Source organism: Thiothrix unzii (assembly GCF_017901175.1).
In the GTDB taxonomy this organism is placed as follows: Bacteria; Pseudomonadota; Gammaproteobacteria; order Thiotrichales; family Thiotrichaceae; genus Thiothrix; species Thiothrix unzii.
Genome location: NZ_CP072793.1, coordinates 3018032 through 3044175, shown reverse-complemented (window position 1 = coordinate 3044175; position 26144 = coordinate 3018032). Strand labels below are relative to the sequence as shown.

Sequence of the window (26144 nt, the reverse complement as noted above, 5' to 3'; positions counted from 1 at the left end):
TGATTAATGAGTGACCATAGTACGGCACAACACACTCTGTTGCGCGAAGCGATTGCCCGCTTAGATGCGGTGCTGCCGATTCAAGCACCGTTGCAGGATTTTGTGCATTTTAACCCTTTAATGAATTACGAGCATTTGCCGTTCGCGCAGGCGTTGCGTCAGGTGCATCAGCAAACCGGGTCATTGGGGTATTTACCCGCCGCCGAATACCGTCAGTTTTTCCGCCAAGGGCGTATTAGCAGCCACGACATTACCAGCGTATTAACTCAAGACGGGGTGTCGCAAGCCGAACAAGCAACGTGGTTAACGGTGTTGGCGCACGACATTAAGGCGATTTCGTTTCAGCAAATGCGTTGGCAGGTGGAAGAAAATCACGCGCTGGAACGCTTTCAAGCGGATGTGGCGTTTGAACAGCGCGAAAAACTTCTCGAAGCCGCAGGGCAAAGCGAAGCCCAAGCGATTCGGGCGTTATGGGAAACTTGCTTGCAGCGGTTGGGCTTGCATTACGACTTACCGCACCCGGAAGCCTTGTTAAATCTGGGCATGGCGGATATTGATACGATCTGGAATGGGATTAATCAGCACGGGCAGGACGGTGCGAGAATTACCGATGCGGAAGGTTTTATTAATGCGGAAAGCCGTCATTTGCTGCATACCCTGAGTGATCGGGTGGGGGTGAGTTTAACCCTGCGTGGCCTGCTGAAAAACTTAACTGCCACCGATGTTATGGAGCCGATTTTACCGCAATTGGGGCGGTATTTGAGCAGTTGGTTGGATCAAGGTTTGGCGGGTTTGCCACCGCGTGCCGCAAGTTTTTATGCGTATTGGCGTGAATCGGTGTTGCAGGATATTACTCCTTGGCTAGAAGGCATGGATGACTGGCGCGATTATCTGCTGTCGTTGCACAGTGATCCGCTGGAAACCATTCACCAAGAGTTGATGCGCATCGGGATCGACAAAGCGCATTGGGAACCGTACCTGCAAGCCTTGGCGTTGGAGTTGCCGGGTTGGTCGGGTATGGTGAATTGGCGGGCGAAAAATGCCGATTACCTGGGGTTGCCGAATCGTATCGGCATGGAAGATTATTTGGCAGTGCGCTTGGTGTGGGAACATCTGTATTGCCGCCGCATTACCAGCCAACAGTGGCAGGTGGAAGCGAGTGTTCCGGCGATTCGCGGTTATTTCCATCAGCAACTGGATGAGTTTTTTGTGCGTTACCATGCGTACAACACGGTGTTGCCGGAGTATTTGCAACAGCTTGCCGAGCAGTTTCTGGAAAGCCAAGAGGACATTAAAGCGGATGAATGGCATCAGTTAGCGCATCAGATTTTGACTTGGAATCTTGCCCCGGAAGCGATTATTCCGGTGGGTGCAGATGTTTATCGCAAGGCGTGGCGGGTGTTTCATTTAGCCCAACATCTGGCAATGGATGCACAGCAGTTCGCACAGTTGGAACACGCGGATATTGAAAAACTGCTGGCGATTTTACATACCTTGGATGACCCGAATACCAGCGGTTATCTGTGGTTACGCGCGTATGAACACCATTACAGCGAAGAAATTTTCAGCGCGTTATTGAACAAGCACGCACAAGAAACCCCTGCACTATCCACCCCACCCGCTGCGCAATTGATTTTCTGCATGGATGATCGTGAGGAAAGCGTGCGCCGACACTTGGAAGAACTCGCGCCGCAACTGGAAACGCTGGGCGCGGCTGGGGTATTTGGTTTGCCGAATAACTGGCGCAGTCTGGACGCACCTAAACCGTTGAAACTGGCGCAGCCGGTAGTCACCGCAGTGCATGAATTTACTGAAGTGGCGGATGGCGGTGTGGCGGCTGCTGCGGTGCGTGGGCATCAGCTGCGGCATGGTTGGTTAAACGCTTTACGCAGCCTGAAAAATCATCAGATGCGTCACAGCGTATTAGGCACGACCTTGGCGTTGCCGTTGTTCGCGCCGTTTGCCTTGCTGGAATTGTTAGGGCGCGGTTTTATGCCTGCGACTTATCAGCGATGGATGACGAAACTGCAACGGCGGGTGAGTTTGCCGCTGCAAACCCGCGTGGATTACACCGCCAGCGAGGTGTTGGAATGCCCCACCAAAGAACACAATCAGCGCGGTTTAAGTGCCGCTGAGAAAGTGGCTAAAGTCGCGGCCTTTCTGAAACTGACCGGTTTTACCAGCGGTTTCGCGCCGTTGGTGGTGTTAATGGCGCACCGTTCCCGCCATTTAAATAACCCGCATATTTTGGGTTATGGCTGCGGGGCGTGCAGCGGGCGTTTCGGCGGGCCTAATGCGCGGGCGTTTGCGGGGATGGCGAATGACCCGGTAGTACGGGCGCAACTCGCAACCGAACACGGCATAGTGATTCCTGAAACTTGCCGTTTTATGGCGAGTGAACACGATACCAGCAGCGATGAAATTGATTGGTTTGACACCGATTTGCTGCCCGATACGCATCAGGCGGTATTGCAACAAGTGCGCACCGCCACCCAGCAAGCGGTGCAACAGTCATCGCACGAACGTTGCCGTAAATTTGCATCCGCACCCGCGCAGTTATCCCCCAAACAAGCACAGCGTCATGTACGCGGGCGGGCGGCTTCCCCGGATCAGGTGCGGGCGGAATTGGGGCATCAAGGTTGTGCAGTCGCTTTCATTGGCGCACGCGACTTGAGTAAAGGGGTGTTTTGGGATCGGCGTTCGTTCCTGATTTCCTATGACGCACACCATGACCCGGAAGGCCGGATGCTGGAAGCGCAATTGCAAGGCAACGGCGTGGTCGGGGTCGGTATCCAGATGGATTACTATTTTTCGCGGATGCAAAGCGGTTACTTTGGTTCGGGCAGTAAAGCCACCCACAACCTCACGGGTTTATTCGGGGTAATGGAAGGCGGTTCCAGCGATTTGCGCACCGGCTTGGCGCAACAGATGGTGGAACTGCACGAACCCATGCGCTTGCTGGTGGTGGTGGAAGCGGAGCTGGAAACGCTGGGTTTAATCCATCAGCGTCATGCGTATTTGCGTGAGTTGCTGGATAACGAGTGGGTATTGTTAGCGGTGAAACCACCGTTGCGTAATGAAATTCATCAGTTCAAACCGGGAGTCGGTTTTGTGCAATGGCACGGTACGCTGCATCAGTTGCCGCGTGCTGCCAGTTCAATGGCGTGGTATGGCGGGCATCACGGTCATTTGTCACCTGCAATGATTACGGGGGAGGCCGCGTATGCCTGATTTATGGTTGTTATTGATTCCGGGGTTGCCGTTGTTGGCGGCGTGCTGGATTGCCGCACGGTTGTTGTTACGTTGGGGGCGCGGTGATGAGGCCGAATACCTCACGGCTTACAGCGTAATGGGTGCGGGGGCGTTGAGTTTGCTGTTAATTGTGGTTGCGGCAGTGCAAGTGGTCATTACGGGTGCGGCGCAGCAAGTGTTGTTATTACCCTGGTTGCACAGTGGCACGTATCACGCCGACATCAGTTTCCGGCTGGATGGCTTGAGTTTGAGCGTGGCGGCGGTGGTGGCGTTGATTACGTTGCTGGTGACGCGCTTTTCGATGAATTATTTGCACCGTGAACCGGGGTTTCAACGCTTTTTCATGGTCTTGGCTTTGTTTGCGGCAGCGATGCAATTGATCGTGCTGGCGGGGAGCGCGTGGTTGGCCTTCGTGGGGTGGGAATTGGCAGGGGCAAGCTCGTATTTGCTGATCGCTTACAATTGGCAGAGTAAAACGGCTACCCGCAATGCGACCCGCGCGTTTGTGACTAACCGGGTGGGGGACGCGGGTTTTCTGCTGGGGCTGTTTATGGCGTTTACTTGGTTTCACAGTGTGGAATGGGATGTGTTGTTAACCCCGCACAGTGAGGTGTCCAGCTTGATGGTGGGGGTAACTGCGGTAGGTTTCATGCTGGCAGCGTTGGTGAAATCGGCGCAATTCCCGTTTTCGGCGTGGATTACCCGTGCGCTGGAAGGGCCTACGCCATCGAGTACAGTATTTTACGGGGCGGTAATGGTACACGCGGGGATTTACCTGTTGTTACGGATTCACCCGTTGTTGGAACAAGCTCCTGCGTTGCAATACGTGCTGCTGTTGCTGGGTGTATTGACGCTGTTGTACGGCTGGTTGGGCGGTTTGGTACAAAGCGATATTAAAACCTCGTTGCTGTTTTCGACCTTGGCGCAAACCGGTTTGATGTTGGTGGAAATTGCCTTGGGGTGGTACACGCTGGCATTGGTGCATTTGTTGTCGCACGCGGTGTGGCGCACCTACCAGTTTTTGCATTCGCCCTCGTTTGCACTGCATGTGGAATGGCAGCCTGCACCGCTTGCACCTGCTTGGTTACGTCGTTGGCCTTGGTTGCGTAATGCCGCGTTACAGCGTTTCTGGCTCGACCCCTTAGCCGATTGGCTGTTGGTCAAACCGACGCAGGCGTTGTCGCACGAAACCCAGATTTTTGACGAGCAAATTCTGGATAAATTAACCGGCACGCCGATCCACCATTGCTGCATTTCAACCTTGGCGGAAATGCAGGCGTTGCAGCAAGGCACATTACGCTTGGAAAACAGCGTCGGGGTCGGTTCCGGGTTGTTTGGGAAAGCGATGCAAGGCATTGCCGAACCGTTAGAATGGCTGGAAAACCGTTTGTTATTGCAGCAAGACGGCGGCAAAGCCAAACAACGGCTGGATAAGTTGGGCGGTTATCTGGATCGCATTGAGCGGTTATTAACCCAGCCGCGTTATTTGATGTTGCTGGTGACAGTAACGCTAGTCGTGATTTTCTAGGAGATAAACCATGACGTTTACTGAAATCCAAGCAAACACCCCGTTACTCGCGGTATTACAGGTCTTGCCATTGCTTACTGGGTTATTGCTGATTCGGGTGCGCGGGGAAGCTGCTTTGGCCTTGGCAGGGATAACTTCGGTGACACAATTGTTGTTGGCGGTGAGTTTGTACCTGCGCTTTGACAGCAGTTTACCCGCAGGCACGATGCAATTTGCGGAACACATTCCCTTGCTGGGGGCGTTGCACTACCACGCGGCGGTGGATGGTATTGGGGTGCTGTTTGTATTGTTAAGCAGCTTGTTGGGTTTATTGAGCGTCATGTTCATCCTGATCCGTAAGTTGCACGAAAGCTCGATACTAGCGGTCATGATGGGGATTCAGGCAACCCTGATCAGTCAGTTTGTCACGGTGGATTTGCTGTGGTTTACCTTGATGGGTTTGGTGGAAATCGTGCTGGTGGCGCACATCACGCGCCGCTGGCCGACGTTTCACGATATTCAGCCGACACTGGTGCGCTTTCTGCAATTCATGACTGTGGGCTGGATGTTACTGTTGTTGGGAACGTTATTGCTGGGTTGGAGTTACGCAGATGCGCACCAAGGGCAGTGGAGTTTCAGCTTGTATGAGCTGGTGAAACTGGATTTACCGCAAGGCAGCATGGTCGGTACGCTGGTGTTTTTCGCGCTGTTTTATGGGCTTGGGGTGCGGATTCCGTTGTTTCCGCTGCATGGCTGGTTGCCGAGCTTTATGATTAACGGCAATGTGGCGGTCGCGCCGATTTATTTGCTGGGTTTGAAAGTGGGCGTATTTGGCTTGCTGCATTTTGTGTTTCCGATAGTGCCGGAGGCGGTGCAGGAATGGCACACAATTGCGACGATTTTTGCCGCCAGCGGGGTGTTTTACGCAGCATTTTTGGCAATGCGTCAGCAAACCCTGCGGGAAATGTTGGCCTTCGCGGTGATTAGCCATACCGGGATTTTAACGATTGGTTTGTTTAGTTTGCACCCGATGGGATTCCGGGGCAGTGTGTTACTGGCGGTTAACTTTGGGGTGGCGATTACCGGGTTGGCGTTAATGAGCGGCATGGTGTGGCAGCGCACCCGCACTACACGCATGAGTAAGCTGGGCGGTTTGTTTGATTACATTCCGACGGTGGGCTTAGGGTTCTTGGTAGCGGGTTTGGCGATTGTGGGAATGCCGGGAACGCCGGGTTTCGACGGGGTGCATTTCGTGCTGGAAGGTGCGATTAAACGCTTCGGCGCATTAGTCACGATTGCGGCGGCTTTGGGGAACTTGGTGGCGGCGGGCTTTTTGTTACGCGCGTTTCAACGTGCTTTCTTGGGGCAAGCCACCGTGGATACCTCTCGTTGGGATAAAAGCCCTACCTATTTGGCAGAAACCGTGATGGCTATCGCTGTCATTTTGATTATTGTGGGGGTGGGATTTTATTCCGCACCTTGGACGGCGTTAATTGCCGAGCCGGTGAAAGGCTTGGCGGCGTTGTTTCCTGAGTTAAATACACCGAACCTGCATGGGGGGGCGCACTAATGACAGCCTTGATGACTGATTTTCCTTTGTTGAGCTTGTTGTTATTGATGCTGCCGTTGGGGGCGTTGTTAACGGGGTTAATACCTTGGCTGGATGCGCGATGGGCGGCGTTGACCACCGCGTTATTGGTGTTTGCGGTAACGATTGTGGTGGTAGTGGGGTTTGATCCGACCCAAATGGGCTTTCAGTTTGTGGAAAACAGCCCTTGGATGCCGGGGTTGGGGATTTACTACCGCTTAGGGGTTGACGGTTTGTCGGTGTTATTCCTGCCGTTTACCGCGCTGTTGTTTGTGGCGGTTATTTTGGCTTCTTGGAATGCGATTCGTACTTTGCCACGCTTTTATTTTGCGTTGTTATTGGTGTTGGAATGCACGATTTTGGGCATTTTCACCGCGCTGGATACCATTTTATTCTTCCTGTTCTGGGAATTGACGTTGTTACCGTTATTTTTCCTGATCAGTTTGTGGGGCAGTGGTGCGAATCGGCGTTACGCAGGGGTGAAATACAGCTTGTTCATGTTGGTGGGTGGGTTGCCGATCCTGATTGGGTTCGTGATTATGGCGATCCATAACCCCGGCGGCTTGAGCTTTGCGTATACCGATTTGCTGCAAAATAGCCGTGATTACGGGGTGCAAGTCACGGTGTTTTTCCTGTTATTGCTGGGTTTTGGGGTAAAAATACCATTGTTCCCGCTGCATACTTGGTTGCCAGTAGTGGCGCAGGAAGGCCCGGCGACGACGGTGGCGTTACTCACTGGCCTGAAAGTAGGTGCGTATGGGCTGTTGCGTTTTGCCTTGCCATTGGCTCCGCAAGCGGCTTACGAATACCGTTGGGTATTGGTAGGTTTGGGCATGATTGGGGTGCTGTATGGCGCGGTGGCTGCGTTGAGCCAAACCAGTTTGCGGCGCATGTTGGCGTTTTCCTCATTGAGCCACGTGGGTTTGGTGGTGCTGGGGATTGCAGCATTTAGCCCGCAGGGAATGCAGGGGGCGGTGTTCCAACTGTTGAACTTTACTGTGGTGGCGGGCGGCTTATTCCTGATTACCGGATTTTTACATCAACGCACTGGTTCGACTGAAGTGTTAAGTTTGGGCGGTGTGGCGAAATCCATGCCATTGCTGGCTTCGTTTTTCTTCTTCCTCGGCTTGGCGGGCATTGGAATGCCTGCGACTAGCGGGTTCCCGGCGGAATTTTTATTGATTGTGAGTATTCTGGAAGTACACACCGGGGCGGGTTTGGTCGTGCTGTTTGTGGTGGTGCTGGGTGCAGCGTATTTCTTAAACTTTTACCGCAAAGCCTTTTTGGGCGAAGCACGTCACGACATTATCCGCGATGCCCCTGACTTGAAAAAGCGCGAGCTGGGTATTTTGCTGGTGTTGTCCGTGGTGGTGCTGGTATTCGGATTTTATCCGCAGGGGATTTTGGATATTACTGAAACCAGCAGCCAGTATTGGGTGAGTTTGATGTTGCCATAAGAAATGGCTCAATACGCGGTGAAAATGCGGCGATATTGAGCCATTGTCAGTGTTTTTCCGGCGTTAATCAGCAAATGGGTAATCGGTATACCCCAACGCGAAATCTGCCGCGCCCATTGGGTAAAAGGTGTTGAAGTTGGGTGGATTCAACGGCAGATTTTCTTGCAAACGGCGCGGCAAATCAGGGTTGGCAATGAATGCCTTACCAAATGCTACCGCATCAGCATTGCCCGTTTCCAAGATGTGTTGTGTGCTTTGTGCATCAAAGTTTTCATTAGCGATGAAAAAGCCGCCGAACGCTTGTTTCATAGCGGGGCTGATGCTGTCATCACCGACTGCTTCGCGGGTAAAAATAAACGCGATATTGCGCTTGCCTAGCTCCTGCGCTACATAAGTGAATGTCGCCAGTGGGTTAGAATCGCCCATTGTGTGCGCGTCGCAGCGTGGTGCAAGGTGCATTCCGACTCGTGCCGCACCCCACACCTCAATTGCCGCATCGGTGACTTCAAGCATTAAACGCGCCCGATTTTCCAGTGATCCGCCGTAAGCGTCTGTGCGCTGGTTGGTGCTGTCTTGCAGAAACTGGTCGAGTAAATAGCCATTCGCCCCGTGAATTTCCACCCCATCAAAGCCCGCGAGTTTGGCATTTTCCGCACCTGCCCGGTAAGCGGCAACAATGCCAGCGATTTCGTGGGTGTCTAAAGCGCGGGGTGTTTCGTAGGATTTTTCGGGGCGCACTAAACTGACGTGGCCTTCAGCGGCAATCGCGCTGGGAGCCACCGGCAATGCGCCATTTAAATAGCTGGAGTCAGAAATGCGCCCGACATGCCACAACTGGCAAAAGATTAGCCCGCCTGCTTGATGCACGGCATTGGTGATTAATTTCCAGCCTTCGACTTGTTCCGCTGACCAAATCCCCGGTGTATCGGGGTAGCCCACACCCATCGGGGTAACGGCAGTAGCTTCACTCAGGATTAAGCCCGCACTGGCACGTTGTTGGTAATAGTGCGCCATGAGCGCGTTGGGAACACGTCCGGCAGCAGCACGGCAACGGGTGAGCGGAGCCATAATGATGCGGTTACGTAAGGTGAGGCAGCCTACTTGGGCAGTGTCGAATAAGGTAGTCATGGTGGTTATCCCTGTTAGTTTTCACAACACCAAGGAGCTTACCATAAAGGTATACCGGGACTGATGGCGATCTATCCACAGGGGAGCGGGACTCAATCGCCACCAGCACCAGTATGAGGTGGTCGCAGGATGCGTTTACAGCGGTTAGTGTAAATTGCGCACCAAGCGGACGTACTTGCCGCCAGCCTTAAAGGACTGGAACGGGCGGCCTGCACCAAAATCAACGCTCCACGCATTCGGGTCGGATTGATTGCCCGACCACAAGCTGCTGGCGGGTGTTGCAGGAAAAATGCTTAAGTTAATCGCAGGTTCGCGGCATTGCTTATCTACCACGCTGAGTAATTCTTCTACTGTGGGTAATCGCCAATCACCGTAACCCGCGAAGTGCGCCTGACTGGCGGAGTAAGCGGTTTGCAAAGCGCGATCCCACGGTAATACTTCGGCTTGACCAAAGCAGCGCGTGCCGCGTTGACCTTCCATGCATTGCTTCCACATGAGCTGAGTTTGGGTGTCTGTTACTGTTCCATTAGCGTGGCTTATGAATCGTCCCATATTGGCGTTTAACGCTTGCCTGTTATTGCATTCTTGTGCAGCCAATAAAGGTGTTTGTGTCCCTAGGAATACGTAGCCCACTGCGAATAACGCAGTCAATTTGGTCATTTTCATCGTTATTTTCACCAAGCAAGTCGCAAGAATCGTCATTTTTTTAACAGTGTGTTGCCCCCAACACATCTGCTGTTTTTGGTGAGTCGCGCTAAGGCGAGTAGAGGTTCATCAATTTATAAAATAAATCTATCATTAACGTATGTCGTTAATCAGTATCATTGTGGTATCAATGAGTTATTATCCGACAAGCGGTCTATCGCAGAGGTTAAAAAATGTCAAATGTGGTCACTGATGAACGGGCGTGGTTAGCCGCCACAGGTATTGCGCGTGCTCGTGGGGTGTTTATAACCGCCACGGATACGGGTGCGGGTAAAACCTGGGTGAGTCGGCGTTTGATTGCTGCATTACGCGCGAATGGGCTGGATGTGGTGGCACGTAAACCGGTGGAATCGGGCTGGAATGCGGCGGATGTGACCACCACGGATGCTTGGCAATTGGCACAAGCGGCAGATATTGACCCGGCGCAGGTTTGCCGTCATCACTTTCACGCGCCGTTATCACCACCGCGTGCGGCGGCACAAGAAGGCGTGACTTTAAGCATTGCTACGCTGGCACAAGCGTGTTGGGCTGGCGTGACAGGTTCGCAGTATGTGCTGGTGGAAGGTGCAGGTGGTTTTTACTCGCCGTTGGCAGCGGATGGCTTAAATGCGGATTTGGCAGTTGCCTTGGGGTTGCCGGTATTATTAGTCACGGAAGACCGGGTGGGTTGCCTCAACCCGGTGTTATTGAGTTTGGAAGCGGCACAGCGGCGCGGTTTGCAGATAGCGGGGATTGTGCTGAATCGGCGTAATTCCCCGCCTGCGGGCATGAATAATGCAGCGGATTTACGTGCATTTACCTCTGTTCCATTATGGCAAACCGCTTAAGGTAACTTAATCAGCGGGCTGCTGCCGTTATCCGTACAGGTAAACGGTGCGGATTCGGCGGTGCGTTTTGCACTGTAGTTATCTAGGTGTAAACCGCTGAGTTTGGTTTGGTAAGTGATCCGCAACCGCGTGGTGGCATCACGTACCAGTTCCAAACTGCGCTTCCATGTCCAGTTGGCATTATTGGTGAGGATTTGTTCGATTTGCGCTTCATTACGCCATTGCCGTTGTTGCGGCTCGAAATAATCCACCGCAGTGATTTTGACCGCTGCGCCAGTTTCATTGGCAATGTTGATGTTCAATTGTTGGCAACGTTCCCCTGCCGTCGCTAAGGGCACGTTAAGCACAGCTAGGCACAATAAAGTGCGGATAATGGTGTTGCGGTACTTCATAATGTTTAGCCCTCCTTGGTGTGATGATGAGGCTGGAAAACACGCTCATCCTTGATTCATGCCCGGTTCCTTGTGGGCATCTTCCAGCCTGTAGCTTACTGTACGTTGTCAGTCAGTGGCGAGTCTGTGATTTATTCACGATTTTACGCGGCTATACCATCAATAATTTCCGGCATCTGGGGTTTGGATGCACCATTGGTGGTTTCACCCGCACCAAAATTGAGTTGCCATTCCATGTCATTGCGGGAGCTGGCGTATTCTAATGCGCGGGCTTTGCTGATGTGTTCTTCGCGGTAAAGTTTTAATAATGCCTGATCAAAACTTTGCATTCCATCGCTGCCGCCCTTGGCAATAATATCACGTAAATCATTAAGATTACCTTTGCGGATTAATTCGGCAACATAAGGTGTGTTGATTAAAACTTCAGCGGCTAGGTGCAAACTGTCCTGTTTTCCCGGCACAAGGCGTTGCGCGACGATAGCACGTAGGTTAAGAGATAAATCCATCAATATCCGGCTTTTGTTTTCGCTGGGGAATAAATACAGGATGCGTTCTAACGCTTGGATAACGTTGGTGGCGTGCAAGGTCGACAGCACTAAATGACCGGTATCGGCAAAGCCGAGCACCGCGCTCATGGTTTCCGTATCACGCACTTCCCCGACCATAATCATGTCCGGTGCTTCGCGCATCGCTTCACGCATCGCATTGGCGTAACTTAAGGTATCAAAACCGACTTCGCGTTGCCCAATGATCGAACGGTTGTGGTGAAAGGTGTACTCAATCGGGTCTTCGATGGTTAAAATATGACCTTGATGGTGTTCGTTGCGGCGTTGAATCAGTGCCGCCATTGAAGTGGATTTCCCCGAACCGGTCGAGCCAATGAATAAAATCAGCCCGGATTTTTGCATTACCAAATCATTTAACACCAGCGGTAAATTTAAACTTTCCGGCGTAGGAATTTCCGAGCGGATATGGCGGATGACCATCGACACTTCCCCGCGCTGAAAATAAAAATTCATGCGGAAACGCCCAACACCGGGCATTGAATAGCCTTTGTTGAGTTCGCGATCGGCATAAAAGTTATCTAACTCATTGGCTGCAAGGATTTCTTCAGCAAGTTGACGGATATTACCGGGGCGCATCGGTTCGCGGCTAATGGAGCGTAATTGCCCGCGCACTTTAATCGAAGCGTTCGCGCCTGTGGTTAAATACAAGTCAGAAGCACCCTGTTTCACCATCATATGCAGCAGCGGGTGAATGCGGTGTCCGTGGGTTTCGGTCGGGGGAATAGTGGCGGTCATTTCAGGCGTTGCTCCAACGGTTCCATGCTCATGTCATCCAGCCCTTTGAAGAAGTCATTATCTTTGGCAAAGCGGCTTTCCAGCTTGAGACGCAGCCGCAGATCGTTTTGCGAATCGGCGTGGCGTAAGCCTTCATGCACGGTGATTTTGCGGGTTTCAATCAAATCGAACAGGGCTTGGTCAAAGGTGCGCATTCCGTGTTCTCGGGATTTAGCGGTTAAATCTTTCATCCCCGGCACGTCGCCTTTGAGGATTAAATCAGCCATTAACGGGGTATTGATCACCACTTCAACCGCCGGTAAACGCCCGTCGTCTTTGGCTTTGCGCACTAGGCGTTGCGAGACCACCGCTTTGAGATTGAGGGATAAATCCATCAGTAATTGGTTACGACGTTCTTCCGGGAAGAAGTTAATAATGCGGTCAATCGCTTGGTTGGAGCTATTAGCGTGCAACGTTGATAAGCATAAGTGCCCGGTTTCTGCATAGGCAATCGCGTATTCCATGGTTTCACGGTCACGAATTTCCCCCAGTAAAATAACGTCTGGAGCTTGGCGTAGCGTGTTTTTCATGGCAATTTCGTAACTGGCGGTATCCACCCCAACTTCGCGTTGCGTAATCAAACAACCTTTATGTGCGTGGACGAACTCAATCGGGTCTTCAATGGTGACAATGTGGCCTTTAGAATTTTCATTACGGTAATCCACCATTGAAGCCAGCGTGGTGGATTTACCCGAACCCGTTGCCCCGACCATGACCACCAGACCACGTTTGGTCATGGCAATGTCACGTAAGACTGGCGGTAAATTCAGCGTTTTTAAATCGGGAATGTGGTTGGGAATATGGCGTAACACCATGCCCGCACAGCCGCGTTGGGTGAAAGTATTGACCCGGAATCGCGCTTTGCCCGGTAAGCTAATCGCGAAATTGGATTCCATGTCTTCTTCAAACTGTTTTAACTGGCGGTCATTCATAATCGAACGCACCAGCATCCGCGCATTGCTTTCATTTAACGGCTGATTGGTCAGCGCGACCAATTCGCTGTCGAGTTTGATTGACGGCGGGGCTTCAGCGGTGATGTATAAATCAGAGCCGCCTTTTTCGAGCATGGTGGCAAGTAATTTGTGTACGTAACTGACGGCAGCATCACGATCCATGCTTTACTCCTAAATACTATCCGGGCTATCCGCTTTGCGGCGGGCATCGTTGCGGTCAACTAAACCCTTCATGACCAACGCTTTCAGTGATTGGTCAAGGGTTTGCATTCCGTCGGTTTGCCCGGTTTGCATGGATGAGCGCATCTGGGCAATCTTGTTTTCACGAATCAGGTTACGGATAGCGCGTGTACCGATTAAAATTTCATGCGCGGCTACCCGACCGCCGCCTTTTTTCTTGAGCAGGGTTTGGGAAATCACCGCCTGTAACGATTCGGACAACATCGACCGCACCATGTCTTTTTCCGCCGCCGGGAACACATCGACAATACGGTCAATGGTTTTCGGGGCAGAGGTGGTGTGCAATGTGCCAAATACCAGATGCCCGGTTTCCGCTGCGGTCAATGCCAGTCGGATGGTTTCGAGGTCACGCATTTCCCCGACCAAAATGGTGTCCGGGTCTTCACGCAATGCAGAACGCAGCGCGTTTTCAAACCCACGGGTATCGCGGTGGACTTCACGTTGGTTGACCAAGCTTTTTTTGCTTTGGTGCACGAATTCAATCGGGTCTTCAATGGTGAGGATATGCCCGTAATCGGTGTCGTTTTTGTAATCGACCATTGCCGCAAGGGTGGTGGATTTGCCCGAACCTGTCGGCCCTGTAACCAGCACTAAACCGCGTGGATTGTCAGCAATTTTACGGAAAATGCTGGGTGCGCCGAGCTGATCCAGCGTCAACACTTTGCTGGGGATGGTACGAAATACCGCACCCGCGCCGCGATTTTGGTTAAACGCATTCACCCGGAAGCGTGCCACGCCGGGGATTTCAAACGAGAAATCGCATTCCCAGTGTTCTTCATAGGTTTTGCGTTGATGGTCGTTCATAATGTCGTAGACGAGCGCGTGGACTTCCTTGTGCTCTAGCACGGGTAAGTTGATTTTGCGCATTTCGCCATCAACACGAATCATGGGCGGCATTCCGCCGGAAAGGTGCAAGTCGGAGGCGTTGTTTTTCACGCCAAAGGCCAGCAGTTGGGTAATGTCCATTTTTGTTATTATTCCCGTAGGTACAATTAACCAAGGAAATTAACATAAGCCATGACAATAGGTGAGAACATCCAGACAATCGGTGAGCGCATTCGTGCTGCCGAACAGCGTTTCGGGCGTGAACTGGGTAGCGTGCAGTTACTAGCAGTGAGCAAGAAACATCCCGCCGCCGCTATTCGTGAAGCTTTTGCCGTCGGGCAACACTGTTTCGGCGAAAATTACGTGCAGGAAATGACCGAAAAAGCGGCTGAATTAACCGATACAGGCATTGAGTGGCATTTTATTGGGCCGATTCAATCCAATAAAACCAAAGCGATTGCGGTGACAGCGCGGTGGGTACATTCGGTTGATAGCTTGAAAGTGGCGCAACGTTTGAGTGCGCAAAAACCTGCTTCCGCCCCGGCTATTAATGTGTGTTTACAAGTGAATATCAGTGATGAAGCCTCCAAGTCGGGGGTTTCACCATCGCAAGTGCCGAAACTGGCGCGGCAAATTGCGCTGTTACCGGGTTTAAAGTTGCGCGGTTTAATGGCGATCCCTGCCCCTGAACACGAGTTTGAACGTCAACGCGCGGTATTTGCACAAGTGCGGTTGCTGCAACAGAATTTGAATGCACAAGGGTTCGCGCTGGATACCTTGTCGATGGGGATGACCGACGATATGGAGGCCGCGATTGCCGAGGGCGCAACCATTGTGCGGATTGGTACGGCGATTTTTGGATGTAGAAACGCCATAAATACTGGTAAAATGGCGTTAACGAATCCACTTTAGCGTATAAGTTATGTATAACAGGTTATTTACCCCGCCCGCCAACAAGAGTTTTTTCCTATTCGGGCCGCGTGGTACGGGGAAAACCACTTGGCTGAAGACGTATTTTGGTGATGCCATTTACCTCGATTTCCTCAGACCTGATTTGTTTCAGCGTTTGTTGGGGTCGGAAAATCGGCTGGAAGAATATATTCCTGCTGATTACGCAGGCTGGGTCATATTGGATGAAATTCAAAAAATTCCCAATTTGCTGGATGAAGTCCATCGTCTGATTGAAACCCGCAAAAACCTGCGGTTTGTGCTTACCGGCTCAAGTGCCAGAAAATTGCGCCGTAGTAACGTCAACCTGTTGGCAGGCAGGGCATTGCAGTACCATTTTTTCCCGTTAACGGTGGCAGAATGCGCTGACGATTTTGATCTGACCAAAGCGTTACAATTCGGGATGTTGCCGTCTATTTTCACCGAAGAAAATCCTAAGCATTACCTGCAAGCCTATATCCAAACCTATTTGGAGCAGGAGGTACAACAGGAAGGTTTGACCCGTAATATCGGCGCATTCAGCCGCTTTCTGGAAATTGCTAGTTTTTCCCAAGGTGAATCGCTGAATATTACCGACGTAGCACGGGAGGCGCACATTAACCGCAAGGTAGCGGAAAATTACTTTTCTATCCTTGAGGATTTGTTGATTGCCTACCGTTTGCCGGTATTTACCAAACGCGCCAAACGCAAAATGACGCAGCACCGTAAATTCTATTTTTTCGATACCGGTGTTTATTACCACCTGCGTCCCAAAGGGGTGTTGGATAGCCCGGAAGAATTGGAAGGTGTGTGCCTTGAGTCTTTTATTTTGCAGGAAATACGTGCCTTAAATGCTTATCGGGATTGGGGTTACACCCTTTCGTTTTGGCGCACCGCCACGGGGCAGGAGGTGGATATTGTTTGTTACGGCGATGCTGGATTTTATGCGATTGAAGTTAAGCGCAACCGCACGGTTTCTGCCAAGCATTTGAGCGGACTCAAGAGTTTTCGCGAAGATTACCCAGAGGTTACGCCTTACCTTGTGTATGGTGGCGATGATAAGTTGGAAATAGATGGCATAAAAATTATCCCAGTCAGGGTGTTTTTACGCGACATTGAGCATTACCTTTCAGGAGTTTCCCATGTTTAAAGCCTTAGTTCTGGAACAACAGGACGCTAAAACCCACGCGAGTATTCGGCAGTTAACCGTAGCCGATTTACCCGCTGGTGATGTCTTAGTCGATGTGGCGTATTCGTCGCTCAATTACAAAGACGGTTTGGCAGTCACGGGTAAAGGCAAAATTGTGCGGCAGTTTCCAATGGTTCCCGGTATTGATTTTGCCGGAACTGTGGCGGAATCGGCGAGTGAGCGGTTTCGTCCGGGCGATGCGGTGATTCTCACGGGTTGGGGTGTTGGGGAAAACCATTGGGGTGGTTTTGCCCAGAAAGTGCGGGTGAATAGTGAGTGGTTAGTGCCGATGCCTGCGGGGTTGAATGCGCAAAAAGCCATGATTATTGGCACAGCAGGGTTGACCGCGATGTTGTGCGTCATGGCGTTGGAAGAAGCGGGCGTAACCCCAGATGCTGGGAAAGTGTTAGTCACGGGTGCGGCAGGTGGTGTGGGCAGCGTGGCGGTTTTGTTGTTGGCGCGTCTGGGGTATCACGTGGTAGCCGTCACTGGTCGCCCGGAAACTCATGCGTTTTTAAGCGCATTGGGCGCAAAGGAATTCATCAGTCGCGAAATCATGAATCAGCCTTGCCGTCCGTTAGAAGCCCAACGTTGGGCGGGTGCGGTGGATGTGGTGGGTGGTGAAATGCTGGCGCGGGTGCTGGCAGAAATGGCTTACGGTGGAGCGGTGGCTGCTTGCGGTTTGGCGGGTAGTTTCAAACTGGATACTACGGTGATGCCGTTTATTTTGCGTAATGTGAGTTTACGCGGGGTGGATTCGGTGAGTTGCCCGTTGGCGCGACGGGTACGTGCGTGGGAACGCCTTGCTGCGGAATTGCCGGAAGCCGCTTACGCAGATCTAGTGCAGAGCATCGCACTCGAAGCCGTGCCGCAAGCCGCCCAAGATATTATTAATGGGCGTGTGTGTGGGCGGGTGCTAATCGACTTGGCGCAAGGCTAGGAATTCCGCTGGGGCGCACCCTAGTGTTTTAATCATTGTGTAATCATGCAGTTATTCATGTTATCCCCAGAGCCTGTGGATAACTGTGTGGATTGTTTTGTGAATAGGGTGCGCCAAGTCTTGTTTTTAAAGGGTTCTCCGCAGAATGGCTAAAAAACAATCAAAGTTATTTCTCTTTATAATCAATAGGTTGGTTTATTTTTGTTGGGGTATTGACAAGTTGGTGCAGTTTTGAAACTTGCTTGTGATGGTTAAGTGTCGTGTGTGTATAACATTTATCGCTGTGGAAAAACCTTGACACAAGATGTTGTGTGTTACGCATTTGCAGCAGCACAAACAGGGTAAATCAGTTACAATGCCGCGCTTTGTTGTTACCCAGTTCTAGTCAACTTATGAAACAATCTCAACCCCGTGTCGGTTTCGTGAGCCTCGGTTGCCCGAAAGCTTTGGTGGATTCCGAACGCATCCTGACTCAACTCCGTGCGGAAGGCTACACCATTAGCGGTAGTTATGACGAAGCTGATTTAGTGGTGGTGAATACCTGCGGTTTTATTGATTCCGCCGTTGCCGAATCGTTGGAAGCGATTGGTGAAGCCTTAGACGAAAACGGTAAAGTGATTGTCACCGGCTGTCTGGGCGCGAATGCGGATAAAGTGCTGGACGCTTACCCCAATGTGTTAGCCGTCACCGGGCCTCATGCGTATGAAGCGGTGATGCAATCGGTGCATACCCATTTGCCGCCATTGCATGACCCCTACACCAGCCTTGTGCCGCCGCAAGGGGTGCGTTTAACCCCGCGTCATTACGCTTACCTGAAGATTTCAGAAGGCTGTAATCACCGTTGTTCGTTCTGCATTATTCCGTCATTACGCGGTGACTTGGTGTCGCGCCCGATTGGGGATGTGTTGCAGGAAGCTGAAAATCTGGTGAATGCCGGGGTGAGAGAATTGCTGGTGATTTCGCAAGACACCAGTGCTTACGGGATTGATGTGAAATACCGCACTGGTTTCTGGCAAGGCCGCCCGATTAAAACCCATTCGCAGCAATTGGCGGAAGCGTTGGGTGATATGGGTGTGTGGGTGCGCTTGCATTACGTTTACCCGTATCCGCACGTCGATAACCTGCTGCCGTTGATGGCAGACGGTAAAATCCTGCCGTATTTGGACATTCCATTCCAACATGCCAGCCCCAGCGTCCTGAAAAATATGCGCCGTCCGGCTCATGCGGAAAAAGTGCTGGAACGCTTGGGTAAATGGCGCGATGTCTGCCCGGATATTGCGGTGCGCAGTACCTTTATCGTGGGCTTCCCCGGTGAAACCGACGATGATTTTGAAACCTTGCTGGATTTCCTGCAAGAAGCCGAACTCGACCGCGTAGGGGCATTCACCTATTCAGCCGTTGAGGGTGCGCCTGCTAACGCGCTGGAAGGGGCTGTCCCTGAAGACGTGAAAGAAGAGCGTTTAGAGCGTTTCATGGAAGTACAGGCAGAGATCAGTGCTGTGAAACTCAGCCGGATGATTGGTAAAACCCTGACGGTTCTCGTTGATGATGCGGAAGATGGGCAAAGCCTTGCCCGCAGTTACCGTGACGCGCCGGAAATTGACGGACAAGTGGTTATCGAAGGAGTGGAGTTGCCGGTTGGTGAATTCGTGAAAGTCCGTGTTACTCATGCGGATGAACATGATCTTTGGGCAGAGGTCGTGGTTTAACACACCCGACAAGGGAAATAAATCCGATTGGCAGAGGCGTTGCGGGTAACGGCAGATTCTAAGGTAATTTCAAGCCATATTGACGCGCGAATGTGAGCAACGCTTCTGCATTCCCCTTCGCATCATTTACCGGATGGTGGTCATGCGCCGTTTTACGTAAGTGCTTGAAGTTCTGAAACATATCCCGCACCACGCCTTTGTACAGTGAGCCAAGATTGGTGGAATTGTAGCCAAATGGGTTGTCACCCAGAAAATGGTGGAAATACCAATTGATGAACGACCAGTCGAAACCGTTATTGTCGGCGATGAAATGCGGGCGGCCTTTGACTTCGCGCTTGAGCCAATCGGCAAAACGTTGCATCACCACCGCTGGTTCGTCAAACGTAAGCGTTTCCTCACGGCTGTGCCCACTGACTGCGAGGGCTTGCGGAATCCAGCGTTCGGAAATGGGTTTGAGTTGCCCGTAGAAGGTGCGCTGCAAATCCGGTTCGACAATGACCGCGCCGAAACTGACCATGGAGTAATCGCCGGGGATCGGGCCATCGGCTTCGATGTCGACCATAATGAAGGTCATGCCATTACCTCTACATATGTGACTGGCACATGATCGGTTAACCATACGCCGTTGGCGGAATGATAAAAGATCAGACCGTCATGCTGCATTCGTCCTGCCGCTATTTGTAGAATGACAGGCTTGCCGTGACGAATACCAACCTTGTGCGCGGTTTCTGTATCGGCGGATAAATGCACATGCTGACGCGAACGTTTTTCCAAGCCTGTCTGTAAAATCGACTCCAGAAAGCGTTCGGCAGTGCCGTGATACAAGATTTCGGGCGGCTCAACAGCCTGCAATCCTAAATCGAGTGTTCGCAAGGAATGCCCCTGATTGGCGCGGATACGGGTTTTGTCTGCGTTGAAACTGAAACGCTGTTTGTCGTTGGTGGTGACAACGTGTTCCAGTTCTTCCATGCTCATGTTACGTCCGTGCGCCGCTAATTGTGTGAGTAATTCGCCCACAGATACCCAGCCTGCTTCGTCCAACGTCAGACCGATTTTATCCGGCTGGTGGCGCAGAACGAGGCTGAGGAATTTACTTTGTTTTACTGTTTTTTGATTCATAGTTTTTTTGTCTTGATAATGTAGAGACGCAAAATCTTGCGTCTCTACGGGTGGGGCACATTGTGTAAGGTTACGCTGCTTTGCCCTTGTCCGTCAGCTTGACCAGATCGTTCATCACGCCATCCAGACCGCCGTAAACGTTCAGGGTGCTGATGCGTCCGGTGATCTTTTCCAAGATTTCCAACTCTTTCAAGCGCAGTAACACAGGGTTGCCTTCCATGACTTTGGCGGTGTTGTGCATGGAGCGTGTTTCCTGCGTTTCTTCGCGGCGGCGGATCAGGTTAGCTTCGGCCTTTTTCTCGGCTTCAACGACTTGTGCCAAAATCGCCTTCATATCACCGGGCAATACGATGTCACGCGCCCCGACGGTTTTCAGGTCGATGCCGTAAGCCGCTGCTTTTTCCACCACTGTTTGCTGGATGGATTGGTTGAGCAGGTTTTTGTCTGCCAGCAATTCGTCCAGCGTTTGGGTGGAAACCACGGCACGTAACGCCAATTGCAGCTCGCGGTACAGGTAGTCCTTGTGGTCTGCCAGTGCCGTTTTGACTTGCTGCGGGTCAACAATCTGCCACATGGCGGAGAGGTTGATACGCAAGCCTACGCGGTCTTTGGTGAGGATTTCCTGACCGTTGACTTCCATGTTTTGCAGGCGGCAATCCAGTTGGGTTGCTTCGATGGTGTGGTTGAACTTCCACCAAACGTGCGTACCTGCCGTCAGCATTTCGTGCTGTTCGCCGTCAACTTCAAGAAAACCGCTGTGGCCTTCGGGGATGATGGCGATAGCCATTGCGTTGAAAGCCGCCGCCCGCAAGATGGGGTCTTTGGCTGCCAGCAATTGGCTTGCCAAGGCTTTAGGCAGCTTGAAATCGGTGCTGATGTCAATTTTACGCACCTCAATGCTGCGCTGACCTTGCCAGCACGCACCACGTTGCGCAGGCGGCTTGATGTCTTTCAGCACATTGTCTTGGTACAGCAAACCGACTTCCTGTTCGCCCGTTTCCCAGCGTTGGAGGTGCGCGGCGAATTTGTCAGGGTGCAAGTCGGCAAGGCTGACGACATCCTCCGGCACGAAGGTTTGCGCACTACCCGTGACGGCGAATTGCTGCACGCGGTATTGGTTTTTCCAGCCGTGTAAGGTGTGGACACCCGCAGGCAGGACTTGTACGAACTGTTCGTCTTTGAACAACAGCCCGCGATGTGTTTCTGGAACAATAATTTTGGTTTTGAATAACATGGCGTTGTCCTTTAAAAATTGGGTGGCATTCCCCCACACCCGTGCAGGCTTGACGGTTTGTGTCGGATGGGAAATCCGCGTGAGCCGAAGCCGTTGCGGTTTCGCATCCACCAAACCCACCGTCAAGGCGGCGCGGGTGCTGGTCGTTGCCGTCGGGTAATCCGTGCCGAAACACGTGCTGCCGTCAGGCATTGACCTTGGTGGTTTGCCGTTTGTTTACCCTTGCGGGCCAAGCTACCGTAAAAGGGTAGTTCACTAGCCGGAGTTGAACCGGCGACAACCAGATACCAGATCCAGTGCTCTACCAGACTGAGCTATAGTGATGGAGCAGCCAGTTGGAGTTGAACCAACGACCGACCGAATCTCTCGGTTGCTCTACCAGACTGAGCTATGGCTGCATGGTTGTGACGATCAGAACAGATACGCGGGTACACCAGCGGTGGTTGCGTCAGGCAGGTATTTGAACCTGCTCCACGAGTAACGAAAGTCGCCAATGGTTTTGCAAAGTGTGTGCCAACTGCGCTGTTTTTCTTTAAGTGGTTGATAAAAGATGATTTAATGTGGATGGTGGTCGCTGGTGGGAAAGCAAGATTATCGAAATTGCTATCTATAAAAATACAAATCTATTTTTTGTTAAACCAACCTTTCTCCAACCTTGATGCCGTATGTTATCGCTCAAGAGCCAAGTAGAGGACGCGGCTCTACCCGATACCATCATGGATAATGAGAGAGGAGAACAATCATGCAATACGCAAATCCCAATACCGAAGGCGCGGTCATCAACTTCAAGGAACGCTATGAAAACTTCATTGGCGGTGCTTGGGTTGCCCCCGTCAACGGCGAATACTTCGACAATATTTCCCCGGTAAACGGCAAACCATTCTGCCAAATCCCGCGCTCCAGTGCGGAAGACATTGAACTGGCACTGGATGCCGCACACGCCGCCAAAGATGCGTGGGGCAGAACTTCCGTGACTGCACGTTCCAATATCCTGCTGAAAATCGCGGATCGCATCGACGCGAATCTGGAAGTGCTGGCAGTCGCGGAAACATGGGACAACGGTAAAGCCGTGCGCGAAACTCTCAACGCTGACGTACCGCTTTCCTCCGACCATTTCCGCTATTTCGCAGGCTGCTTGCGTGCACAAGAAGGCACAATGGGCGAAATCGACGAAAACACCGTCGCTTACCATTTCCACGAACCGTTGGGTGTGGTGGGTCAAATTATCCCTTGGAACTTCCCACTGCTGATGGCGTGCTGGAAACTCGCTCCGGCATTGGCAGCAGGCAACTGCGTGGTTCTGAAACCCGCTGAACAAACCCCTGCTTCTATCCTGATCATGATGGAACTGATTGCGGATTTGTTGCCGCCGGGCGTATTGAACGTGGTTAACGGTTTCGGCGTAGAAGCAGGTAAAGCACTCGCCACCAGCACCCGCATTGCCAAAATCGCGTTCACCGGCTCCACCCCGGTCGGCTCGCTGATTATGAAATACGCGGCGGAAAACATTATTCCTTCCACCGTTGAACTCGGCGGCAAATCCCCGAATATCTTCTTCGCCGATGTGCTGGATCACGAAGATGCATTTGTGAGCAAAGCGGTCGAAGGCGCGGTACTGGCGTTCTTCAACCAAGGCGAAGTCTGTACTTGCCCATCCCGCTTGCTGATTCAGGAATCCATCTACGAAAAATTCATTGGCATGGTGATTGAGCGTTCCGCACAAATCAAACGCGGCAACCCGCTGGATACCGAAGTCATGGTCGGTGCGCAAGCCTCGCAAGAACAGTACGACAAAATCCTCAGCTACATCCAGATCGGCAAAGACGAAGGCGCGGAAGTGATTACCGGCGGCGCAGTCGAAACGATGGAGGCGGCTTACTGCGAAGGCTATTACATCCAACCGACTTTGCTGAAAGGCACCAACAATATGCGCGTGTTCCAGGAAGAAATCTTTGGGCCGGTGGTGTCAGTGGCGACGTTCAAGGACGAAGCTGAAGCACTGGCGATTGCCAATGACACCGAATTTGGTCTCGGGGCAGGGGTGTGGACTCGTGACATGAACCGTTCTTACCGCATGGGTCGCGGCATCCAAGCCGGTCGGGTGTGGACAAACTGCTACCATTTGTACCCAGCGCACGCGGCATTTGGCGGCTACAAAAAATCCGGCGTAGGCCGCGAAACCCACAAGATGATGCTTGATCATTACCAGCAGACCAAAAACCTGCTGGTAAGCTACGACATCAATCCGCTGGGCTTCTTCTAAGTTTCCTCCTCCTCGCGTGGTGTAGTGTGCGGGTCGGCTTAGTCTGACCCGCGTTTAAACAACGCCCACACGGCAACGACCAACGCTGACGCGAAAGAAACCAACGCCCAATTGGCGAGAGAAAGCCCCATAATCACCAATTCCTCGTCTTCACACAAACCGCTGACCTCAAACAAGCTGGGCACGTTATCGCTCAGGAAATAAACAAATTGCTCAATCAAACCGGGTTGACTGCCCGCACAAGAAGCACTGCCGGGCGGCTGTAATTGCAACCAAGTTTGATAACTCGCCGTAGCCGTTCCCACGCCTGCCAGCAATAGCACCAGACTACCCCACACTTTTTCACCAAACCCGGTTGCCGCCAGCAGCCCGAATACCGCAATCAGCATGAATAACAGTCGCTGGAAAATGCACAAATAGCAGGGGTGAAGATTTAACCAAGCGGTCAGTATGAAACTGCTCAACGCAAGACTCATCGCGATCAGGCCAATCGCAAGCCAGAGGGATTTACGGGTTAGGGGTAGCATTTTTATGGGTATCCTGTGTTTTATTTATCCCGCGAGTATAGTCTGGCTATCGCCTGATAGGGATGACAAAAGGCAAATAATGGTTGCTTTTTATCATGCTAATCTACATGCCCATCGTAAAATAGTCTGGATTTTTTTACGATGCGTCGTAGAATGGTTGTGATGAAACGCTTCTATACTGACATCCTGCAAAATGAGTTGCTGACGCAGCGGCAAATGTTGTTTGTGTCCGGCTCCCGCCAAGTTGGCAAAACTACACTGGCAAAAGCCATTGTCGAGCAGCAACACGGGCAATACTACAACTGGGACAACCGCCAGCACCGGCAGTGGATTCTGGAAAGTGTCAGTAATATGAGCAACGCCACTTTGCTCAATCAGATGGGTGTGCATGAATTGCGCGACCAGCGGGCAGTGGTGGCTTTCGACGAATTGCACAAGTACAAGGACTGGAAAAACTACCTCAAAGGCTTGTTTGACTTGTACGAACACCAACTCGCGGTGTTGGCGACAGGCAGTGCGCGGATGGATATTTTCCGCAAGGGTGGCGATAGCCTGATGGGGCGTTATTTCCATTACCGGATGCACCCCTTGAGTTTGCGTGAAATCAGTGCGCCTTTTGTCGCAGGGCAATTGCTGCAAGACCCCCATAAACCCGAACCCACCGCGCTGGAACAGTTACGCCGTTTTGGTGGTTTCCCTGAGCCATTTCTCAAAGCGGATACCCGTTTTTATAACCGTTGGCAGCAATTACGCCAGCAACAACTGATTCAGGAAGACATCCGCGACACCAATACCGTGCAAGACATCGCCCATCTGGATGTACTCGCCACCCTGTTGCGGGAGCAATGTGGGCAGGTGGTGCGTTACAGCTCGCTGGCAAACCAAATCAATGTCAGTGTGGATACCATCCGCCGCTGGGTGACGCTGCTGGAAAGTTTCTACTACGCTTTTCGGGTCACGCCTTGGTTCAATAATCTTGCATCTGCCTTGCGCAAAGAGCCGAAAATCTATCTGTGGGATTGGTCACAGGTGAAAGACATCGGTGCGAAAAACGAAAATCTGATTGCCAGCCATCTGCTCAAAGCCGTGCATTGGTGGACAGATCACGGGATGGGTGATTACCAACTGCATTATTTGCGCACCAAAGACCAGAAAGAAGTCGATTTCCTTGTTAGCCGCGATAACCAGCCCTGGTTGCTGGTGGAAGTGAAAAGTTCTGCCAACCAACCGCTTAACAAGCATCTGGGCTGGTTTCAGGAACAACTGGGTGCGGAACATGCCTTGCAGGTGGTGATGGATATGCCGTATGTGGAAGCGGATTGTTTTGCGGTGGGCAAGCCGGTGAAAGTGCCGGTGGAGACGTTGTTGATGCGGTTGGTTTAATTTGTGTTTGCTACAGGCTCTCTCTATCATTTGGGTGTAGGCATTTTAAAATACAGGGTGTTATCGTGAATCAATATTCTATAGGTCAGACTCTTCGAGAGCTTAAGGCATTCGCCTATATACTTTATATCCCGCTGATTTTACTAATGCCGATTGGGTGGATCGGGATTTTATTTGCGTATACGTTAGGGTGGAGGGAAATCACTTCAAATGACTTTACTTTGGCACTTAATACAACAGTAGCAGTTCTTGGCTTTATTTATTTCATACAAAAACAAAAGCTTGAAGAGGAGAAGCTGTTTTTTGATCAGTTTGCCAATTTTAATAAACGTTTCCACGATTTAAGCCAATCTTTAAATCAACTGAGCGAGATAGACTGTGAGCATCAGGATACCATTGGCATCGTGGGCAAGTACTTCGATTTATGTTTAGAGGAATACCAGCTTTACCAATATGGACGAATACCTGAAAAGACATGGCGTTACTGGGGAAGTGGTATGCTTTATTACATCAGAAAATACCCATGTATTGAACAACATTGGAGACTGATGGAAAGAGAGGCTTTAGACGATGGGCTTACTATTGCTTGGTTACAACAGCATTGCGCAGACATAGGCAATGCTCAAGAGTCATAGAAAT

The 26144-nt window shown here is 51.6% G+C and carries 22 protein-coding genes and 2 tRNA genes; 12 read left to right on the top strand and 12 right to left on the bottom strand.

All coding sequences use genetic code 11. The features are described 5' to 3' along the window. Positions 1 to 6 precede the first annotated feature (6 nt). The 4 genes from J9260_RS15220 to J9260_RS15205 are packed head-to-tail and all read left to right on the top strand — an operon-like array spanning position 7 to position 7804. Positions 7 to 3231: a putative inorganic carbon transporter subunit DabA gene (locus J9260_RS15220; RefSeq protein ID WP_210218564.1), complete on the top strand. Its 3225-nt coding sequence runs from the start codon at positions 7 to 9 to the stop codon at positions 3229 to 3231. Then, positions 3224 to 4780 carry a proton-conducting transporter transmembrane domain-containing protein gene (locus J9260_RS15215; protein WP_210218563.1) on the top strand — a complete coding sequence of 519 codons (1557 nt, stop codon included), beginning with the start codon at positions 3224 to 3226 and terminating at the stop codon, positions 4778 to 4780. Before J9260_RS15220 ends, J9260_RS15215 begins: the two co-directional genes overlap by 8 nt. Before the next feature lie 10 nt (positions 4781 to 4790). Beyond that, on the top strand, positions 4791 to 6329 hold the full coding sequence (locus J9260_RS15210; protein WP_210218562.1) for a complex I subunit 4 family protein: 1539 nt from the start codon (positions 4791 to 4793) through the stop codon (positions 6327 to 6329). 11 nt (positions 6330 to 6340) lie between these two features. After that, positions 6341 to 7804, top strand: coding sequence for a complex I subunit 4 family protein (locus tag J9260_RS15205; protein ID WP_246499470.1), 1464 nt, complete (start codon positions 6341 to 6343; stop codon positions 7802 to 7804). Between the two features lie 63 nt (positions 7805 to 7867). On the opposite strand, the gene J9260_RS15200 is transcribed toward J9260_RS15205, so the two are convergent. Next, positions 7868 to 8932, bottom strand: coding sequence for an alkene reductase (locus J9260_RS15200; protein ID WP_210218560.1), 1065 nt, complete (start codon positions 8930 to 8932; stop codon positions 7868 to 7870). Between the two features lie 144 nt (positions 8933 to 9076). Beyond that, the gene (locus J9260_RS15195; protein WP_210218559.1) at positions 9077 to 9598 is read right to left on the bottom strand and encodes an Lcl C-terminal domain-containing protein; all 522 of its coding nucleotides are present in this window, start codon (positions 9596 to 9598) and stop codon (positions 9077 to 9079) included. A gap of 212 nt (positions 9599 to 9810) precedes the next feature. On the opposite strand from J9260_RS15195, the gene bioD reads away from it, so the two are divergent. Then, a complete protein-coding gene (gene bioD, locus J9260_RS15190; RefSeq protein WP_210218558.1) occupies positions 9811 to 10464 on the top strand; it encodes a dethiobiotin synthase in 654 nt (217 codons plus the stop codon). Here bioD and J9260_RS15185 read toward each other — a convergent pair. The 4 genes from J9260_RS15185 to J9260_RS15170 form a co-directional block, all read right to left on the bottom strand. Then, on the bottom strand, positions 10461 to 10856 hold the full coding sequence (locus J9260_RS15185) for a hypothetical protein (RefSeq protein ID WP_210218557.1): 396 nt from the start codon (positions 10854 to 10856) through the stop codon (positions 10461 to 10463). The two genes, bioD and J9260_RS15185, sit on opposite strands and share 4 nt — an antisense overlap. 143 nt (positions 10857 to 10999) lie before the next feature. Next, a complete protein-coding gene (locus J9260_RS15180; protein ID WP_210218556.1) occupies positions 11000 to 12157 on the bottom strand; it encodes a PilT/PilU family type 4a pilus ATPase in 1158 nt (385 codons plus the stop codon). Beyond that, positions 12154 to 13311: a PilT/PilU family type 4a pilus ATPase gene (locus tag J9260_RS15175; protein ID WP_210218555.1), complete on the bottom strand. Its 1158-nt coding sequence runs from the start codon at positions 13309 to 13311 to the stop codon at positions 12154 to 12156. The genes J9260_RS15180 and J9260_RS15175 overlap by 4 nt, the downstream gene beginning before the upstream one ends. A 9-nt stretch (positions 13312 to 13320) precedes the next feature. After that, positions 13321 to 14355 (bottom strand): type IV pilus twitching motility protein PilT, encoded by a 1035-nt coding sequence (locus J9260_RS15170; protein WP_210218554.1) that lies wholly within the window; start codon positions 14353 to 14355, stop codon positions 13321 to 13323. Positions 14356 to 14406: 51 nt separating this feature from the next. Between J9260_RS15170 and J9260_RS15165 the strand changes: the two genes are divergently transcribed. The 4 genes from J9260_RS15165 to rimO all read left to right on the top strand — a co-directional run bounded on the left by J9260_RS15165 (position 14407) and on the right by rimO (position 18979). Continuing rightward, the gene (locus tag J9260_RS15165) at positions 14407 to 15126 is read left to right on the top strand and encodes a YggS family pyridoxal phosphate-dependent enzyme (RefSeq protein WP_210218553.1); all 720 of its coding nucleotides are present in this window, start codon (positions 14407 to 14409) and stop codon (positions 15124 to 15126) included. 10 nt (positions 15127 to 15136) lie between these two features. Beyond that, on the top strand, positions 15137 to 16291 hold the full coding sequence (locus J9260_RS15160; protein WP_210218552.1) for an ATP-binding protein: 1155 nt from the start codon (positions 15137 to 15139) through the stop codon (positions 16289 to 16291). Beyond that, positions 16284 to 17270: an acrylyl-CoA reductase (NADPH) gene (acuI, locus tag J9260_RS15155; protein WP_210218551.1), complete on the top strand. Its 987-nt coding sequence runs from the start codon at positions 16284 to 16286 to the stop codon at positions 17268 to 17270. The genes J9260_RS15160 and acuI overlap by 8 nt, the downstream gene beginning before the upstream one ends. A gap of 392 nt (positions 17271 to 17662) precedes the next feature. Beyond that, positions 17663 to 18979, top strand: coding sequence for a 30S ribosomal protein S12 methylthiotransferase RimO (gene rimO, locus J9260_RS15150; protein ID WP_210218550.1), 1317 nt, complete (start codon positions 17663 to 17665; stop codon positions 18977 to 18979). Positions 18980 to 19037: 58 nt separating this feature from the next. On the opposite strand, the gene J9260_RS15145 is transcribed toward rimO, so the two are convergent. From J9260_RS15145 to J9260_RS15125, 5 genes are all read right to left on the bottom strand, one after another. Further along, positions 19038 to 19553 carry a 3'-5' exonuclease gene (locus J9260_RS15145; protein WP_210218549.1) on the bottom strand — a complete coding sequence of 172 codons (516 nt, stop codon included), beginning with the start codon at positions 19551 to 19553 and terminating at the stop codon, positions 19038 to 19040. Then, positions 19550 to 20098, bottom strand: a complete 549-nt coding sequence (locus J9260_RS15140; protein ID WP_210218548.1) for an RNA 2'-phosphotransferase — start codon at positions 20096 to 20098, stop codon at positions 19550 to 19552. Before J9260_RS15140 ends, J9260_RS15145 begins: the two co-directional genes overlap by 4 nt. Before the next feature lie 70 nt (positions 20099 to 20168). Continuing rightward, the gene (locus tag J9260_RS15135; protein WP_210218547.1) at positions 20169 to 21524 is read right to left on the bottom strand and encodes a slipin family protein; all 1356 of its coding nucleotides are present in this window, start codon (positions 21522 to 21524) and stop codon (positions 20169 to 20171) included. 61 nt (positions 21525 to 21585) lie between these two features. Further along, positions 21586 to 21656, bottom strand: a tRNA-Pro gene (locus tag J9260_RS15130). Next, positions 21656 to 21730, bottom strand: a tRNA-Ser gene (locus tag J9260_RS15125). Before J9260_RS15125 ends, J9260_RS15130 begins: the two co-directional genes overlap by 1 nt. 344 nt (positions 21731 to 22074) lie before the next feature. Between J9260_RS15125 and exaC the strand changes: the two genes are divergently transcribed. Continuing rightward, on the top strand, positions 22075 to 23595 hold the full coding sequence (gene exaC, locus J9260_RS15120) for an acetaldehyde dehydrogenase ExaC (RefSeq protein WP_210218546.1): 1521 nt from the start codon (positions 22075 to 22077) through the stop codon (positions 23593 to 23595). Between the two features lie 38 nt (positions 23596 to 23633). On the opposite strand, the gene J9260_RS15115 is transcribed toward exaC, so the two are convergent. Next, a complete protein-coding gene (locus tag J9260_RS15115) occupies positions 23634 to 24122 on the bottom strand; it encodes a disulfide bond formation protein B (protein WP_210218545.1) in 489 nt (162 codons plus the stop codon). A gap of 162 nt (positions 24123 to 24284) precedes the next feature. On the opposite strand from J9260_RS15115, the gene J9260_RS15110 reads away from it, so the two are divergent. After that, entirely contained in the window at positions 24285 to 25505 is a 1221-nt protein-coding gene (locus tag J9260_RS15110) for an ATP-binding protein (RefSeq protein ID WP_210218544.1), read from the top strand. 65 nt (positions 25506 to 25570) lie between these two features. Next, positions 25571 to 26140 carry a hypothetical protein gene (locus tag J9260_RS15105; protein ID WP_210218543.1) on the top strand — a complete coding sequence of 190 codons (570 nt, stop codon included), beginning with the start codon at positions 25571 to 25573 and terminating at the stop codon, positions 26138 to 26140. Positions 26141 to 26144 lie beyond the last annotated feature (4 nt).

Coding starts and splice junctions, on each gene's coding strand:
- J9260_RS15220 (WP_210218564.1), top strand. CDS start 7: ATGAGTGACCATAGTACGGCACAACACACTCTGTTGCGCGAAGCGATT.
- J9260_RS15215 (WP_210218563.1), top strand. CDS start 3,224: ATGCCTGATTTATGGTTGTTATTGATTCCGGGGTTGCCGTTGTTGGCG.
- J9260_RS15210 (WP_210218562.1), top strand. CDS start 4,791: ATGACGTTTACTGAAATCCAAGCAAACACCCCGTTACTCGCGGTATTA.
- J9260_RS15205 (WP_246499470.1), top strand. CDS start 6,341: ATGACTGATTTTCCTTTGTTGAGCTTGTTGTTATTGATGCTGCCGTTG.
- J9260_RS15200 (WP_210218560.1), bottom strand. CDS start 8,932: ATGACTACCTTATTCGACACTGCCCAAGTAGGCTGCCTCACCTTACGT.
- J9260_RS15195 (WP_210218559.1), bottom strand. CDS start 9,598: ATGAAAATGACCAAATTGACTGCGTTATTCGCAGTGGGCTACGTATTC.
- bioD (WP_210218558.1), top strand. CDS start 9,811: ATGTCAAATGTGGTCACTGATGAACGGGCGTGGTTAGCCGCCACAGGT.
- J9260_RS15185 (WP_210218557.1), bottom strand. CDS start 10,856: ATGAAGTACCGCAACACCATTATCCGCACTTTATTGTGCCTAGCTGTG.
- J9260_RS15180 (WP_210218556.1), bottom strand. CDS start 12,157: ATGACCGCCACTATTCCCCCGACCGAAACCCACGGACACCGCATTCAC.
- J9260_RS15175 (WP_210218555.1), bottom strand. CDS start 13,311: ATGGATCGTGATGCTGCCGTCAGTTACGTACACAAATTACTTGCCACC.
- J9260_RS15170 (WP_210218554.1), bottom strand. CDS start 14,355: ATGGACATTACCCAACTGCTGGCCTTTGGCGTGAAAAACAACGCCTCC.
- J9260_RS15165 (WP_210218553.1), top strand. CDS start 14,407: ATGACAATAGGTGAGAACATCCAGACAATCGGTGAGCGCATTCGTGCT.
- J9260_RS15160 (WP_210218552.1), top strand. CDS start 15,137: ATGTATAACAGGTTATTTACCCCGCCCGCCAACAAGAGTTTTTTCCTA.
- acuI (WP_210218551.1), top strand. CDS start 16,284: ATGTTTAAAGCCTTAGTTCTGGAACAACAGGACGCTAAAACCCACGCG.
- rimO (WP_210218550.1), top strand. CDS start 17,663: ATGAAACAATCTCAACCCCGTGTCGGTTTCGTGAGCCTCGGTTGCCCG.
- J9260_RS15145 (WP_210218549.1), bottom strand. CDS start 19,553: ATGACCTTCATTATGGTCGACATCGAAGCCGATGGCCCGATCCCCGGC.
- J9260_RS15140 (WP_210218548.1), bottom strand. CDS start 20,098: ATGAATCAAAAAACAGTAAAACAAAGTAAATTCCTCAGCCTCGTTCTG.
- J9260_RS15135 (WP_210218547.1), bottom strand. CDS start 21,524: ATGCCTGACGGCAGCACGTGTTTCGGCACGGATTACCCGACGGCAACG.
- exaC (WP_210218546.1), top strand. CDS start 22,075: ATGCAATACGCAAATCCCAATACCGAAGGCGCGGTCATCAACTTCAAG.
- J9260_RS15115 (WP_210218545.1), bottom strand. CDS start 24,122: ATGCTACCCCTAACCCGTAAATCCCTCTGGCTTGCGATTGGCCTGATC.
- J9260_RS15110 (WP_210218544.1), top strand. CDS start 24,285: ATGAAACGCTTCTATACTGACATCCTGCAAAATGAGTTGCTGACGCAG.